This is a genomic window from Paenibacillus sp. SAF-068, from assembly GCF_051967555.1.
Lineage (GTDB): Bacteria > Bacillota > Bacilli > Paenibacillales > Paenibacillaceae > Paenibacillus.
In genome coordinates, this window is sequence record NZ_JBQCJX010000010.1 from 15837 (window position 1) to 31325 (window position 15489).

General features: G+C 47.8%; 15 protein-coding genes. All 15 read right to left on the minus strand.

Going from position 1 to position 15489, the window contains the following annotated elements; translation table 11 throughout:
• Nucleotide 1: 1 nt before the first annotated feature.
• Nucleotides 2-868: a carboxylating nicotinate-nucleotide diphosphorylase gene (nadC, locus tag ACTHPG_RS27070; RefSeq protein ID WP_440392452.1), complete on the minus strand. Its 867-nt coding sequence runs from the start codon at nt 866-868 to the stop codon at nt 2-4.
• Nucleotides 865-2505 (minus strand): L-aspartate oxidase, encoded by a 1641-nt coding sequence (nadB, locus tag ACTHPG_RS27075; RefSeq protein WP_440392453.1) that lies wholly within the window; start codon nt 2503-2505, stop codon nt 865-867. Before nadB ends, nadC begins: the two co-directional genes overlap by 4 nt.
• A 35-nt stretch (nt 2506-2540) precedes the next feature.
• On the minus strand, nt 2541-3479 hold the full coding sequence (nadA, locus tag ACTHPG_RS27080; RefSeq protein ID WP_017691350.1) for a quinolinate synthase NadA: 939 nt from the start codon (nt 3477-3479) through the stop codon (nt 2541-2543).
• A gap of 300 nt (nt 3480-3779) precedes the next feature.
• Nucleotides 3780-5825 (minus strand): ATP-dependent zinc metalloprotease FtsH, encoded by a 2046-nt coding sequence (gene ftsH / locus ACTHPG_RS27085; RefSeq protein ID WP_339258172.1) that lies wholly within the window; start codon nt 5823-5825, stop codon nt 3780-3782.
• A gap of 100 nt (nt 5826-5925) precedes the next feature.
• Nucleotides 5926-6465: a hypoxanthine phosphoribosyltransferase gene (gene hpt / locus ACTHPG_RS27090; protein WP_440392454.1), complete on the minus strand. Its 540-nt coding sequence runs from the start codon at nt 6463-6465 to the stop codon at nt 5926-5928.
• Nucleotides 6466-6517: 52 nt separating this feature from the next.
• Nucleotides 6518-7957: a tRNA lysidine(34) synthetase TilS gene (gene tilS / locus ACTHPG_RS27095; RefSeq protein ID WP_440392455.1), complete on the minus strand. Its 1440-nt coding sequence runs from the start codon at nt 7955-7957 to the stop codon at nt 6518-6520.
• Between the two features lie 44 nt (nt 7958-8001).
• Nucleotides 8002-8949: a serine/threonine protein kinase gene (locus ACTHPG_RS27100; RefSeq protein ID WP_169483002.1), complete on the minus strand. Its 948-nt coding sequence runs from the start codon at nt 8947-8949 to the stop codon at nt 8002-8004.
• Nucleotides 8933-9685 carry a VWA domain-containing protein gene (locus tag ACTHPG_RS27105; RefSeq protein WP_440392456.1) on the minus strand — a complete coding sequence of 251 codons (753 nt, stop codon included), beginning with the start codon at nt 9683-9685 and terminating at the stop codon, nt 8933-8935. The genes ACTHPG_RS27100 and ACTHPG_RS27105 overlap by 17 nt, the downstream gene beginning before the upstream one ends.
• 85 nt (nt 9686-9770) lie before the next feature.
• Complete coding sequence (gene spoIIE, locus ACTHPG_RS27110; RefSeq protein ID WP_440392457.1) at nt 9771-12278, minus strand: stage II sporulation protein E; 2508 nt, start codon at nt 12276-12278, stop codon at nt 9771-9773.
• Between the two features lie 480 nt (nt 12279-12758).
• A complete protein-coding gene (locus ACTHPG_RS27115; RefSeq protein WP_017691357.1) occupies nt 12759-13289 on the minus strand; it encodes a S1 domain-containing RNA-binding protein in 531 nt (176 codons plus the stop codon).
• 198 nt (nt 13290-13487) lie between these two features.
• The gene (locus tag ACTHPG_RS27120) at nt 13488-13823 is read right to left on the minus strand and encodes an FtsB family cell division protein (protein ID WP_169483000.1); all 336 of its coding nucleotides are present in this window, start codon (nt 13821-13823) and stop codon (nt 13488-13490) included.
• A gap of 11 nt (nt 13824-13834) precedes the next feature.
• On the minus strand, nt 13835-14404 hold the full coding sequence (yabQ, locus tag ACTHPG_RS27125) for a spore cortex biosynthesis protein YabQ (protein WP_440392458.1): 570 nt from the start codon (nt 14402-14404) through the stop codon (nt 13835-13837).
• A complete protein-coding gene (gene yabP / locus ACTHPG_RS27130) occupies nt 14401-14685 on the minus strand; it encodes a sporulation protein YabP (protein WP_036606119.1) in 285 nt (94 codons plus the stop codon). Before yabP ends, yabQ begins: the two co-directional genes overlap by 4 nt.
• A 172-nt stretch (nt 14686-14857) precedes the next feature.
• Nucleotides 14858-15136, minus strand: coding sequence for an RNA-binding S4 domain-containing protein (locus ACTHPG_RS27135; RefSeq protein WP_124118808.1), 279 nt, complete (start codon nt 15134-15136; stop codon nt 14858-14860).
• On the minus strand, nt 15136-15408 hold the full coding sequence (locus ACTHPG_RS27140; protein WP_017691362.1) for an HU family DNA-binding protein: 273 nt from the start codon (nt 15406-15408) through the stop codon (nt 15136-15138). Before ACTHPG_RS27140 ends, ACTHPG_RS27135 begins: the two co-directional genes overlap by 1 nt.
• Nucleotides 15409-15489: the final 81 nt, after the last annotated feature.

The following is a 15489-nucleotide window of genomic DNA, read 5'->3' on the forward strand; positions in this document are numbered from 1 at the left end:
TTCACCCCTCTTTCTTTTCATTTAAATCCAGGCTGATATCCAGGCTCTCAAAAGAATAGGTTAACCTGCCAACCGAAATTACATCCACGCCACTCTCTGCAATACCACGAATGGTCTGGAGGGATACGTTACCAGATGCTTCAATCTTCACATGAGGAGCCTGTTCACGAATGAGGTCAACTGCTTCACGCATCCGCTCTGGATGCATGTTATCCAGCATAATGATATCTGCCCCGGCTTGCAAGGCTTCTCTCACCTGCTCCAGATTTTCAGTCTCCACTTCAATCGTCATCGTATGTGGAATAACGGCTCGCGCACGCTGTACCGCCTCGGTGATTCCGCCTGCACCCTTGATGTGATTATCCTTAATCATAACGGCATCGTACAGTCCAAATCGATGATTCGCTCCGCCACCCACGCGCACTGCATATTTCTCAAGTAATCGGTGACCCGGCGTTGTCTTGCGTGTATCCACCAATCTGGTCTCAAGACCATCCAGCACATCCACGTAGGCACGTGTACGCGTGGCTATTCCGGACATACGTTGCAGCAAGTTGAGTGCCAGTCGTTCTCCCGTAAGCAGTGAATGTGTACTTCCCTCTACCTCGGCCAAAATTGTGCCATGGGTAACCTTATCCCCGTCTGTTACCTTCGGTGTAAATACAAGATCAGGATCAACGACCTGAAATACAAGATCAGCCACAGTCATGCCGGCAATAATCCCATTGTCTTTGGCATGTATAATGGCCTTGGATTGATTGCCTGCCGGGATCGTCACACTCGTTGTAACGTCACCTGCACCAACATCTTCACGAAGCCAGTTCTTGATTGTTTCGATAAGCCCTTCATTATATCCGTTCAGTATCATGACATCAATTCCTCCACAATGGCTTGTTCTCGCTGCTGCAGACTATGCTTCTGCCACACGATATCATCACGTGCCGGGAAATCCTCACGATAGTGAGCCCCCCGACTCTCCTCGCGGTGTAGTGCGCCGCTGGTAACTAACCAGGCACAAGTCAGAAGGTTGGCATACTCCAGCTCTTCCTTATGCGTGAGTGTCTGATCAAAATATTGCAATTCCTGTTGCAGCTTGTCCATGGCCTTTTGTAGGTCCTCACCATTCCGGCGCAAGCCTACCTGACGAACCATCATTTTCTGTAATCGTAAGCGTCTTTCCGATACTGGCTTCTGCTCTTCCATGATCTTGTTGATCTTGCTATTCATGTCCACAGAAGAAGGCGCAACCCCTCTTCCTTGTACTGAACCAAGCGGAGAAAGCGAATGGATACGATCAACAATCCTCCGGCCAAATACAATCGCTTCTGATAAAGAATTGCTGGCCAGACGGTTAGCCCCATGCACTCCTGTAGAAGACACCTCGCCGCAAGCAAATAACCGGGAGATGCTGCTCTCTCCACTTAAATCCGTTTTCACGCCACCCATCATGTAATGGGCAGCAGGTGCAACGGGAATCCAGTCCGTTGTCATGTCCAATCCATATCGCATACAAGTCTCATATATGGTAGGGAACCGATGTTTGATCATCTCTGGCTGTTCATGCGTAATGTCCAGATACACAAAGGTACTGTTAGTGGACTCCATTTCACTAACAATCGCTCGTGCCACGATATCGCGTGGGGCCAGTTCAAGCTGGTCATGGTATCGATCCATGAAGCGTTCGCCCTTTACATTGCGCAAGTATGCTCCTTCGCCGCGTACGGCTTCTGACACAAGGAAACGCGGGGCCCCCGGGTAACATAGCGAGGTGGGGTGGAATTGAATGAATTCCATATCACGAACGATAGCCCCAGCCCGGTAAGCCATGGCTACACCATCGGCAGTAGCTACATCCGGATTCGTCGTATATCGGTACAGTTGTCCTGCCCCACCAGAGCAAAGAACGGTTGCCTGTGCCTTCACGAACACTTGCGATCCGTCATCCTTTTGAACCAGAGCGCCAAGGCATTCCCCACGATTTCGATCTGTAATCAGATCAACTACAAAGTGCTCATCCCACAATTCAATCCCGGGATGCTCATTCACTTCGACAGCAAGCGCACGTACAATTTCATATCCCGTTGCGTCCCCGTTGGCATGCAAAATACGGCGGTGGCTATGCGCACCTTCCTGCGTCAATGCCAACTCGCCGTTCTCCAGATCAAACAAAGTACCCAAACGAATCAGTTCCTTCACTCCGTCCGGACCCTCATTCACCAATACTTCTACCGCCTCGGAGCGGCATAAGCCCGCTCCTGCAACAAGTGTGTCCTGCAAGTGGTAAGCAGGTGAATCATCCTCAGCAATAACCGCAGCGATTCCTCCCTGCGCATATCTGGTGTTACTTTCAAGTAATGACTTCTTCGTGATCATTAATACACGTTGTTGTTGACTTGCCTTAATGGCAGTAAACAAACCAGCAATCCCTGAGCCTATAACCAGTACATCCGTCTCTACCATGGGTAGCGCAGATAGATCAAAATCAACTAAATATTGCGGTATCATGTTATTCACCTGTCTTGGAGCAAGAGTAGCGCATCCTATTTTACCAACAACATGCGCTCTAGCGATTCTCTGGCTTTGTCGGCAACAGCCGGTGGCACGTAGATTTGCGGCTTCATCGTTTCCAGGCATTTCACCAGTTTCTTCAAGTTGTTCACCTTCATGTTGGGACATACGAGGAACTTGGTAGCAAAATGGAACTGTTTATCCGGACTATCCAGACGAAGCTGATATCCTGTACCATCTTCGGTACCTACGATAAACTCCTTCGCTGATGAATTTTTGCAATATTCCAGAATAGCTGTTGTACTGCCTACAAAATCACCCATTTCCACAACCTCAGGGCGACATTCTGGATGGACAACAAACTCTGCATTCGGATGCTTGGCTCTCATCTCCACCACATCTTTGACTGTGAGCATATCATGCGTGTTGCAGTAACCTTCCCAGATAATCATTTTCTTGTCCGTATGCTGCTGCACATAATGTCCCAGGTTTTTATCAGGTACCCAGATAATTTCGTCAGAATCCACCGATTGAATCACCCGGACTGCATTCGCTGAAGTACAACAGATGTCAGTCTCTGCTTTGATCTCAGCCGAGGAATTGATATAAGTAACCACCTTGGCATTAGGGTGTTGTGCTTTTAATTTGCGTAGTCCATCCACATTCACCATATCTGCCATTGGGCAGCCCGCACGCTCATCCGGGATAATCACGGTTTTATTGGGTGCCAGAATTTTAGCGCTTTCACCCATAAAATGAACACCACAGAAAACGATCACATCCGCATCGGTTTGTGCTGCCTTCTGGGCTAACAGAAATGAATCTCCACGGAAGTCAGCAACCTCCTGTACCTCGTCACGTTGGTAATAATGAGCAAGAATAATGGCATTACGTTCCTTCTTCAATTCCATCAGCCGCTCACGCAGCTCACGGTTCATCTCAGCCTTGCGCTCTAAAGCCAGAGCTTCCACCTGTGATCCTCTCCTTTATCGGGACAGCGTCATGCGCTGTTTCGTAGGGCTTACCTAAGTCGTTAACATCGCTTGAGAAACGAATCACAAGCGGTTTAACAACTAATTTACACAACGTTCACGACTCTGTCAATAAATGAAAAAAGTCCAGTTCAGTGCCTTAACCACCTGTTTGCTAACTGGTTCGCCATCTAACTCCTTTTTATCTTTATCTATCCTCTTTTAAAATAATGGACAAAAAAAGAGAGCCCTAGGGCTCTCCTGTTTTCATCTGCCGGCATAGCCAGATGTATTATGCATTTAAGATGTTGGCTTCGTTCCGCCATCATCCGGGTTATTGTTATTACCTTTTTCCAGATTCGGAGCTTCGTTTGGAATATCTCCGGCTGGTGGCTCAGGCGTTTCATCTTTACCTTGAATACGGACACGCACATCACCGATGTTGTCGATGATTGGCTCTCCGCCTTCAGTTGGTGTGCCTTCACCATCATTGTCGTTCTCTGCTTTTGGAGTTAAGGAACCTGTTTCGATCAATTGCTTGATCTGATCCATTTCCAAAGTCTCTACCTCAAGCAAAGTTTGAGCAATCAGATGCATCTCTTTTGAATGTTTAACAAGCAAGTCCTTACATTTCTCATAACATTCATTGATAAAGCGTTGCATTTCCTGATCAATCTCATACGCAATGGAATCCGAGTAATTCTGTTCATGACCAATATCCCGACCAAGGAATACCTGTCCCTGTGAACTTCCGAATTGCATAGGTCCCAATTTCTCACTCATACCGTATTCCATAACCATGCTGCGAACAATACCTGTCGCTTGCTGGAAGTCACTGTATGCACCAGTACCGATCTCTCCGATGAACAATTCTTCAGCTACACGACCTCCGAGAAGTCCGGTTACTTTATCCAACAGTTCCTGCTTGGTAACCAGCATACGGTCTTCTTTTGGCAACATGATTACATATCCACCCGCACGACCGCGCGGAATAATGGTCACTTTATGTACCATATCAGCATGTTCGAGGAAGTATCCTACAATGGTATGGCCTGCTTCGTGATAAGCAACGATTCGTTTCTCACGATCACTGATGACACGGCTTTTCTTCTCCGTACCAACAATGACGCGATCAATCGCTTCGTCCACTTCTTTCATGGAAATATCTTTACGATTACGACGTGCTGCTAACAATGCCGCTTCGTTCAAGAGATTCTCCAAATCCGCACCAGAGAAGCCTGTTGTACGCTTCGCGATAATATCCATCTTCACATCTTTGGTCAACGGTTTATTACGGGAATGTACTTTCAGGACTGCTTCACGACCTTTTACATCAGGGCGGTCAACCGTAATTTGACGGTCAAAACGTCCTGGACGCAGCAAGGCAGGGTCCAAAATATCTGCACGGTTCGTTGCAGCTACGATGATAATACCTTCGTTCGCTCCAAAACCGTCCATCTCAACGAGCAACTGGTTGAGTGTTTGCTCACGCTCATCGTGACCACCACCAAGACCAGCACCACGCTGACGTCCTACAGCATCAATCTCATCGATAAAGATGATACATGGCGCATTTTTCTTCGCATTTTCAAACAAATCACGTACACGTGATGCACCGACACCGACAAACATTTCAACGAAGTCGGAACCTGAAATACTGAAGAATGGTACACCCGCTTCACCGGCTACGGCACGAGCGAGCAATGTTTTACCGGTACCTGGAGGACCTACGAGCAATACGCCCTTAGGAATCCGTGCACCTACTGCTGCGAATTTACGCGGATCCTTGAGGAAGTCTACAACTTCAACAAGTTCCTGTTTCTCTTCGTCAGCCCCCGCAACATCTTCAAATGTAACCCGCTTCTTCTCTTCGTTATAGAGACGAGCACGGCTTTTACCAAAGTTCATCACCTTACCGCCGCCGCCTTGAGCCTGATTAAACAGGAAGAAGAACAGCAGGAACATAATGATCAACGGAATAAAGGAAGTCAGCAACGTCAACCAGATGCTGTCACCTTTCATTGGCTCCTGATGATATTGGAAATTGTTAGTTTCACTTGCAGCTACAAGCTCACTAATTGCCTCATCCGTAGGAGGAATATACGTTGAGAAATTTTCTGATTTGGCGCCATCTGGTGCCTTCTTGTATTGACCGGTCACGAGATACGTTTGACCGTTGAATTGAACCGTCAATTCAGAGACATTGTTGGCTTTGATCGCTGCACGCAACTGATCATATCTAGGATTATCGGTGGCTTCGCCGCCATTGCTGACGAATTGGACTATCCCCACCACAACTAAAAAAAGAATCAAATAAAAACCAGAATTCCGGATGAACCGATTCATCCCCTACCTCCTCTCGAGACACTTTAATTATTTTAACATAGCCCGACATGGCTTCTCAACAGAAGCCAAGAACAGCTCAAGGCTTGGGTCGGGCAGGATATTAGCTACTGTAGACTTCCGGCTTCAAAATCCCAATATAGGGCAGGTTCCGGTACTTCTCCGCAAAATCCAAACCGTAACCAACGATGAACGCGTCAGGAATGTCAAAGCCTGTGTAATGAGCTTCCAACTCAACCTTACGGCCTGAAGGCTTGTCGAACAGCGTAACCACACGCACCGATTCGGCACCGCGGTTTTCGAGCAGTTCAATCAGATAGCTGAGTGTAAGTCCGCTGTCGATAATATCTTCGACAATCAGAACTTCCCGTCCTTCAACGGATACATCGAGATCCTTAATAATTTTGACAACACCTGATGATTTGGTGGAAGCACCGTAACTGGATACCGCCATAAAATCCATTTCAACATTTACCGTTATGTTTTTAACCAAATCAGCCATAAATATAAACGCACCCTTGAGCACACAAATGACCAAAGGATTGCGGTTTGCATATTCGGCACTTAGTGTTGCGCCTAATTCCTTGACTTTACTCTGAATTTCTTCTTCACTGATCAATACTTCCTGAATGTCGTTCTGCAACTGTGCGAACCTCCTAAGTTATACTATGAAAGCCTTACCTGAACCATAACCACTACCCCTGAATCGCTGAATCGCCTACAGTCATGTACAGGATTGCGGAAGTGTCCTCCCTGACAGGAGCCACACTGGACCGTCGAACACCCGGTAACCAGATTATATGACCTGCTCCATCACATACCACAGGAATACGTGGACGGACAGATGGGGGGATTTTCTCATCGATGAAAATATTTTTCACCTTTTTGCTTCCGTTTAATCCCATAACTTTCATGGTATCTCCAGGTAACCGTGAACGCACAACCAGCGGCAAAAGCAGTTGATCCGCATCAAACGCGGCTTGATCCGCCGATTCCGGTACATGATAGTCCTCGGGACTCACCGTCATCAACCGAATATACCGGTTAATTGGGGTGAGTGAAAGCTCATAAGTTCCACTCCATTGCGCAAGACGATACTCGTAAGATTGATCCTGTACGTCCGTCCGTATGCCAAAAGAAATCAGATTATACTCCCGAGTGCAGGCGAGTGTCTGTCCTATATCCAGGCTCCAGGTCGTCACATGGGTCTCCATGACCTTGCGACGAATGGTTTCTATACGGGTAAAGTCGACAAAATCACTGTCCAAAGGCAGATAATTCAATATTAGTTTAATCAACCTTCGTTGTAAAGCGACATGTAACTTCAAGAAGGAAGGCACCTCAAAGGTTTGCCTTCCGCCGTTCACCTGCACTAGACACCTGTATGTGTCATATGCACTCTGCTCCATGAAATCGTCTTCATCACCCACAATTTCGGCAAGCCGATTCAATGACGGCGTGAGTTGTCCATTATACTGCCCCAAAAAAGGAAGCACATCCAAACGAATGGCATTACGCCGATATTTGCGCAGGGCGTTGCTCTCATCATTGAAATACATAAAACCCTGGGTATTACAAGCTTCTACAAGGTCTGTCTTGTTTATACGAAGGCATGGACGAATAAGTTCCACATTTTTTTCTCGCCTTTTAAACTTCATTCCCGAGAGTCCCGATAAGCCGGTACCACGAAGCAAATGAAGCATGACCGTCTCCGCCTGATCATCCGCATGATGTGCCAATGCGATGCTTGCCGCATCATATTTGGAAGCTACTTCATGCAGAAAAGCATAACGTTTGTTGCGGGCAGCCTCCTGTGGTCCTAGACCTGTCAACTCCATATATGAGGGAACATCAGCCTTGGTCCATTCAAATGGTATACCAAGCTGCTGTGCAAGTTCCATCATCTTCTCCGCTTCATCATCGGATTCGGTCCGGAAACCATGATGCACGTGGGCACAGATCAATTCAAGCGGGACATGCCGCTTGCTGATCTCATGCATGATATGCAAAAAAGCCACCGAGTCCGGTCCGCCCGATACTGCGACGACGATCCGATCCCCGGGAACCCATAACTGATGCTCTTCCGCTGCATCCAGCACGTTATTCACCAGCGTGTTCCAGCGTAAAGCCTCCATACCTGTTCCTCATTCCTTGCGTTATGTATATGCACTCTCACAGATCAGAAACGTAGTGCATAGATGAGCACCCCAATAAGTAATATCACAGATACAGCGAATGCGTTTTTAAGCCAGCGCGGGGTTGTACTTTTGGAACGACGGCGAAGAGGCGTGGGGCGTGCCATCATTTCCTTCCACCCTTGTGCCGCATGGCCTGCATCACGAAACTGGCCTCGTAAAGCCTGAATCGTCCAATTGCGAAAAGGACCCAGTCGTTCACTGCGCTCCACCAGTGCAACGAGCTGATTGACACTACGCAGTTGCGGCAACCCTTCAGCTGCCAGTGCCTTGAGCGCGTCAGCTTCAAGTACATGAATCAACAATAATGCAAAAGCAAATACATCATAGGTACCATCTGCTGTTCGACTACCTGCATTCCAGAAGCCTCGATCATACCATTCGGTAAACTGCTTGACGCTTCGACCAATAGACGTAACTCCGCCGTAGTCGATCAATTCCACCTGCCCATAATCGGATACCAGCACATTCTGAGGTTTGAGATCACCAAACACCCATCCCGCTTGATGCAATTGTGCCAGCTTCTGCAAGAGTCTAAGTCCAACCAGCAGTGTCCAGTCTGTCCCCTGACGCCGAATGAAGTGATGAAGAGCCTCACCTCTAACGTAACGCATCACATAAAAGGGAATATCCCGGCCACGAACGGCATAATCATCCACATCTTTAAGATAGGAAGGAATGCCGCTCTGCCGAAGGGCTTCATGATTACGCTGTAGTTGAAAAGATTTGAGCACATTGACTTCCGATTGCAGATCTACCGGATCAAATCCCATTTTTAGCGCGTAGTGTTTGCCATTTTCACCCCGTTGGACAAGAAAAACGATGCCATTGGCTCCTTTGCCCAGTAGCTTCCGAATCGTGTAACGACTGCGATTCCATTTCCCTGTGACCACTGTTCCTGGCGGGAAAGAGGCGTCAGACAACGTTGTCACCGAGCATCCCTTCTCTTTCAATGCGATAGTTCCCTTCTATTTCCTGCTGTTCCTCCAGTGTACCATAACGGTAAAAATCAATCACCTTCTGAATTGCAGGACCTGTCGGCGTTGCACCCTTCATCTGCAACCTTCCAAACAGGGACCGGACACGGCCTGGATCCGTTGTCCAGTCAATATCCATTACCGCATCTTCTCCACTGTGTCGTCCCGGAAAATGAAATACGGAAAGCTTGCTCTGACCTACACGCGCCTGCAGACTCAACATTAAATCGCGAATACCTTCTTCTACCGCAGCCAGTTTGGGCTTCATGCTGGCACTGACATCTATTAGCAATATCACCTGTAACGCTGTAGTTTCAGCCATATCATCCATCACTTCCACAACCCGGGCCCGTTGTGCAGGTTCCAGATCAGTTACCGTTTTGGGCTCCTTCTCCCCCAAAATTTGTGTTAACTCTCTATTAACCGCCTGCTGAATCGTCTGAACCACCGTTTTTCTTGTCATCATCTGCATGGTATGAGCAAGCTGCCGTGTACCTACAATTTGACTGATTCCACCTCCGGCTCTGGCAATATCCTCAATCTCCCGACTGCCCAACTCACCAATGGTTCCATAATCAATCACACCAACCACATTAACCGTAATCCCTTCTTCCTGTGCCTGGGCCGCTGCCAGCACCGGACTTGGTCCTACATTGGAACAACCGTCGGTGATCAATAAGATTTGCTTCATCCGATATCCCTCCGTTATTCGTTACTCTCCAACTCTATGACTAGCATTGCCAGATTGAAGAGACTTCAAACAGAAGAATATGCATTTAGCTCACGGTCCGTGGACGCTCCATCCGGTTGATGCCAGGCACACGCAGTGTGGCCCATTCAGGACGGAAATGCTCTACTTTTCCAACCACGACGGTCATATCATCCAAAATTTCATGCTGCTGATATCTAATGACACTTTCAAGCAGACAATCAGCCAAATCTTGCGGATCATCTGTATCAATCTCTTGAATGAGCCGTTTCATCCATAGCTCTTTGTTCACGGCATACCCCGGTGCATCATAGATGCCATCCGTCATCATAATGAGGATATCACCTGGTTGTAGCTGTACCGTCACCAGATCCACTTCAATATCTTTGATAATACCGATTGGCAAATTACTGGCTGAGACTTGAATAACCTCCTGTCCACGTTTGATAAAGCTTGGCGTCGATCCGATTTTCATAAATGTGGTCTCTGCCGTATATTCATCAATCAGCGCCATATCCACGGTGGCATACATCTCTTCAGGAGAGCGCAGCATCAGTACGGAGTTCACGGATTTGATCGCCAGTTTCTCGTCCATGCCGGACTGCAGCAACTGTTCCAGTATGTTTAGCGCCGCGCTGCTCTCCATGCGTGCCCGTTCTCCATTGCCCATTCCATCACTGAGCGCCACCGCGAAAGTACCGTTGCCTAACTCAACTGTACTGAAGCTGTCGCCTGACATCACATCTCCCCCTTTTGCGGCAGCAGCAACACCCGTGGTGACCTCGAACGTTTTGGCTGAACCAAACGTAACGGTCGCGAGTCCCTGACGAGGGTCCGTCATGGTCTCATGCAAGACGGCGATATGCTCGTCCAATACATCCGAGATCAGCGGAGCTATCATTTTCCGGCACTCATCGAATCCGCGTGTATATGCATGTACAATCTCGATCTCTACATTACCCGCTTCCAGATTGATTATTTCAATAGAGTGAATGGACAGGCCCAGTGACTCCAGTGCATCCCGAATCTGCTCCTCCTGTTGCACCATCTCCTCGCTTTCCCGCTGAATTTCTTTGGCCAGGTCCTCCATGACCTGAGATACACCGGACAATTGCTCTGCAACCAGCTGCCGGCTATCGATAATCTGACGTTTCCACTGCATATTATGTTGATGCAATCCATATTGGGCACGCATGACTTCAAGGACTTCCTCCGGTTTTGCACACACCCTGTTCCATTCCACTGGAATCTGCTTGCCTGAGATCTCCGGGTTCCCTTCAATGGTGCTCATCACGTCGGTCATATATTTGTAGGTTTGAATAAACTTCGCATCCCAGCATTGTGTGCGCTTGAAGCAGCTTGCACATGTGCCCTCGGCAACCGCATTCATGAAATGATCCATCCCGCCTTCATTCTGTATCGGCTCCCCCGCGCCGGACATCTGATCGAAGCTGCGTGACAATTGACGGAATACTTGTGAGAACCGGGTTACCCGTTCTGCTGTGATATCTCTTATCCGTTTGGCATACTCATGCTGGGACTTCGTATGATCCTGCGTTCCCGGTACATATTTGGATATCGCCGTAAGCAAGCTCTTGGGTGTCAACATGAATAGTACGATAGCTGCACACGTCTCCCATAATGAATTCATAACATCGCCTGGTCCTCCCAGATATATGGATAGAATGGACGAACCCAGCAGCATGCCCAGTGCAACCGCCGCACGTTTGCCCTCTCGAAGCATACCCGCCAGCATCCCGGCAAAAGCAAGCAGGCTCATCTGATACACCGCTGACATGTCAGCCAGACTCAGAATCAAGCCGGTAATGACACCAACCGAGGCTCCAAGGGGGGCTCCGCCCACCAGTGCAAAGATTAGTATGAGGTAACGAGAGAGCATATGCTCGACGGACAAGGACTGAATGGTCCAACCTACGGCTCCCGTCATCACGGAAGCGAGTAATATGATCAGGCAGAGAATCTCCTCGTTCTTTAGGCTGAATTTTTTTTTGCGGTAGGTGAAGATCGGTATGGCTTGTATAAAAACAAGGGTGAGTACGAAGCTGAGTATCGAATCCATCGTGAGCATCAGCATGGCGTACCAGCTGAAGGATGGCCCGATCACAACGGCGAATAATTTGACCATAAATGTAGTCGTAAACACCATCGTCGGCGCATAAGATAATTCAGCACGATCATAAGACTCCAGTCCACGGAAGAGCAGATAAAAGATGGCGATCTCCGATGCAACAATGAGTGGTACCGGAAATGGTGCAAAGAGACTGCCTGCGAGTAGAGCGGCACCTACCGGAATGATGTAATCCCTGCGCATGAAAGCAATTACGGCGAAGTAAGCAATGGCAAAGGGAGATAACTCATTCAGGATCATTGCCTTTCCGAGCAGAAATCCCATAAACGTGAGCAGCAGTACCCATTTGCGGGAAGCAACCATTTGGACAGCCTTGCGGGAGCCAAGCCATTGTTTCAGACGTACCGATAGCTCCTCACGAGCTTCTGTACCTCCTTTACCTGCTTTCATTCCCGGAAATTGAATGACATTCCACTTTTCCATCATCCTCAAGGCACCCCATTCGATTAATTTGAATTTTCGTGTTTCGTTCTCGATGGTTCTGATTATAGATAGATTAGAAGACGTAGTTTGTCAGAATAGGTGGGCATGGTCCAAAAAGTTTACGACAAAAGAAACGAACCTGGCGCGGTGGACCGAAACCCCCGGCCTTATTATGGTTTCATTCATTCTCCTACTTGTTTCCGACAATCGGAATGTCTGATTTTGAATCGGAGCTGGTGTGGTCTCGCCATCATTTGAGCAGGATAACTGTGGAATGCCACGGAAACCTGTCGGTAAAAAATGGCAGACGACAAATGTTCTTATCGTTCCATTTTGCCGTGCAGAAAAACTAGGGATATGGAGCTTCACCTTACAAAAAAAGCTATTCACCTCCTGATATATGAAATATGAAAGAAATGCAAAAAAACCGTTAGCCCATGGGCTAACGGTTTTACTTATATGTTTAGATCAGGTTGTGACAGATTACACACGCTTGGCCCCACGGCCTCCACGTTTGCCTTCTGTGTTCTTCTTAAGCGAAGAAATCCGCTCTTCACTATCTTTCAGGAAGCGTGACATTTTATCCTCAAATGAAGGTTTGCCTGCTGCGGGCTTGAAAGAACGGCCTCCACGGTCTCCACGGTTAAATCCACCGCCGCCGCCACCACGACCTTGGCCACCACTTGGGCCTCCGCCGCTGAATCGTTCGCGATCTCCTCCACTGCGTTCCGGTCTAGGAGCTCTCGGGGGTCTGGATTGTGTTTGTTGCTCAACCGGTTTGTCAACAGCTTGCTTAATGGAAAGTCCGATCTTGCCATCCTTGTCAACGTTGATAACCTTCACTGTAACGAGGTCATTCAGCTTCAGGTGGTCGTTGACATCTTTGACGTAATTGTCGGCGATTTCCGAGATGTGAACGAGACCCGTGACACCTCCTGACAGATCCACAAATGCTCCAAAATGCGTGATTCCTGTCACCTTGCCCTCTAACTTGGTGCCCACTTCAATTGCCATAGAATAAAATGATCCTCCCTTAAAAATATACAACCCGATTTTTTGAATGCCAAAATCAATGCTGCGCTAATGTAATTATACCTTATGCCGTAAACCAAGGTCAACTGAACACTACCCCATCAGAGCGCCTATTTTTTCCGGTTTAACGGCTTCAGACACACGGATAACAAACCTAGCTCGGTAATGGACCGAATTCCATCAGTTCCCTGACTCTTCAACCTGGATCGGCGTTTCCTCAGGAAGATAATATCCTTTTTTCCGTGCCAGCTGTCCTATGTATTCAGGGTCATTCAACCGGCTGACTTCGTACTTCAACTGTTCCAGCTTCTTCAACGTATCTTCCTTTGAAGCTTGCTGAGTGGCCAGATGAGAACTCTTGTCCGAAATTTGTGCAGTCTGCACAAGGAATGTATATCCTGCCCATATTACAAATACAATCATAAACGTCATCCAAAGCATGAGGCGCCTTCTTGCACCGGCAGATTTTCCTTGGTTAGTCGGAGCCTTTGATCTGCCCACAGGTGTTTTACCCATTACGGACCTCCTTAAAACCAGCGTTTCCATATCGCTGCAATTCTTGTACCCACACGGATCATGAAGCGTGGCGTTACCCAATGTTTCAGGAGCGGCCTAAACATCCAGCGGAACAACTTGCCGAAAGGTACCACACATTGCAGCACCAGCCTGCCCAGGAATAATAGTATCGCAATTACAAAACCGAATAATACGCGAATTAACTTATAAATTCCTTTAGCCGGCATAACGATCAGGATGTTAAGGATATGTCCACACCAATGAATCAGCGTTCTTGCGAGTTTAATTAACATTACCACAAAACGCTGGGTTGTAACACTTAAAAGCCAAAAATAGAAGCAAACCCCTATAATCAGCCCCAAAAAGACATAAAACCGCAACTGTCCGTGGTTTCCGGCGTATAGCATCCGAAAAACGAACAGCGCGGAAGCAACCCAGTACAACAGATCGAGTGTATGAATGCTCCACCTCGGAAACCGCAGCTGTCCGGACAGTACCCGGTAACTGTCGTAGGCCATCCCCATCACGACCCCCGAAGTAAGCATCCACATCAATGTGATCCATTGAGTATCCGGACTCATCGGAACATCTTGCCAAACAGGCCTTTACCATTTTTGGACTGGGAACCGGGGTCCAGATATTGGAGCGAGCTGACAGTGCCTTCAATGGATAACAGACCTTCCTCCAGGCTCAGGTTTTTGATATGTAAATTGTGCCCCCGGATGGTCAGATGCCCAAGTTCAGTCTGAAGCAAAAATTCCTCACTGTCGAAGCTCTCCACATTGGAGACACCCGTCAGATCCAGCAGTTTCCGATTCTGCATGCTCAGATGATGCTGTTTGGCCTTACCGTGCTCAACCATGGCATGTACCCCTCCTTCTTACACCTAGCTTATGGATGAGGATGTTGGAATAGAACCAGTGTTGTTGAACAAATCACCCGGCATCTAGTAAAAAACAAAAACGCCCTCCCTGTTACAGGAGGACGTTTCGATTCAACTTGCATCGAATGAATATTCAATACCGGATGTACTGTTACCAGTTCATCCCGTTATCCTTGGCGATCGGCTCTTCCTTCACCAAGGTGTAGAGGCTGCTCGCCTCATCCTTTTTGGTACTCTCGGCAATTCGTTCTACCTTCACGGTGACCAGTTTCTGACCGAACTGAACCGTCAGCTCATCGCCTACTTTTACATTGGCGCTGGGCTTCGCTTCACGTCCGTTCACCAGAACACGTCCCTGTTCAGAGACGTCCTTGGCCACAGTGCGGCGTTTGATTAGCCGGGAGACCTTCAGGAATTTATCAAGACGCATTATTTTACGGCTTCTTTAAGTTTGTTGCCTGCTTTGAATGCAGGAACAGTGGACTCAGGAATCACGATTTCATTCCCTGTTTGTGGGTTACGTCCGGTACGACCGGAACGTTTGCGGGTCTCAAAAGTGCCAAAGCCGATCAATTGTACTTTGTCTCCGCTGGCAAGTGCATCTGTAATTTCTCCCAAAAAGCCGTTCAATACGGACTCAACGTCTTTTTTAGTCAAACCACTTTTGGTTGAAATGTTGTTAATCAGATCTGTTTTGTTCATTTTTAAAAGCCTCCCAAATTGAAAAAAAAGTATCTGCGATCCCTGACAATACATCGATTGTCGCTGATTCGCGTTAGGTCA

Coding starts and splice junctions, on each gene's coding strand:
- spoIIE (WP_440392457.1), bottom strand. CDS start 12,278: ATGATGGAAAAGTGGAATGTCATTCAATTTCCGGGAATGAAAGCAGGT.
- yabQ (WP_440392458.1), bottom strand. CDS start 14,404: ATGAGTCCGGATACTCAATGGATCACATTGATGTGGATGCTTACTTCG.
- ACTHPG_RS27120 (WP_169483000.1), bottom strand. CDS start 13,823: ATGGGTAAAACACCTGTGGGCAGATCAAAGGCTCCGACTAACCAAGGA.
- ACTHPG_RS27135 (WP_124118808.1), bottom strand. CDS start 15,136: ATGCGTCTTGATAAATTCCTGAAGGTCTCCCGGCTAATCAAACGCCGC.
- ftsH (WP_339258172.1), bottom strand. CDS start 5,825: ATGAATCGGTTCATCCGGAATTCTGGTTTTTATTTGATTCTTTTTTTA.
- ACTHPG_RS27115 (WP_017691357.1), bottom strand. CDS start 13,289: ATGGCAATTGAAGTGGGCACCAAGTTAGAGGGCAAGGTGACAGGAATC.
- tilS (WP_440392455.1), bottom strand. CDS start 7,957: ATGGAGGCTTTACGCTGGAACACGCTGGTGAATAACGTGCTGGATGCA.
- nadB (WP_440392453.1), bottom strand. CDS start 2,505: ATGATACCGCAATATTTAGTTGATTTTGATCTATCTGCGCTACCCATG.
- ACTHPG_RS27140 (WP_017691362.1), bottom strand. CDS start 15,408: ATGAACAAAACAGATCTGATTAACAACATTTCAACCAAAAGTGGTTTG.
- nadC (WP_440392452.1), bottom strand. CDS start 868: ATGATACTGAACGGATATAATGAAGGGCTTATCGAAACAATCAAGAAC.
- yabP (WP_036606119.1), bottom strand. CDS start 14,685: ATGGTTGAGCACGGTAAGGCCAAACAGCATCATCTGAGCATGCAGAAT.
- ACTHPG_RS27105 (WP_440392456.1), bottom strand. CDS start 9,685: ATGAAGCAAATCTTATTGATCACCGACGGTTGTTCCAATGTAGGACCA.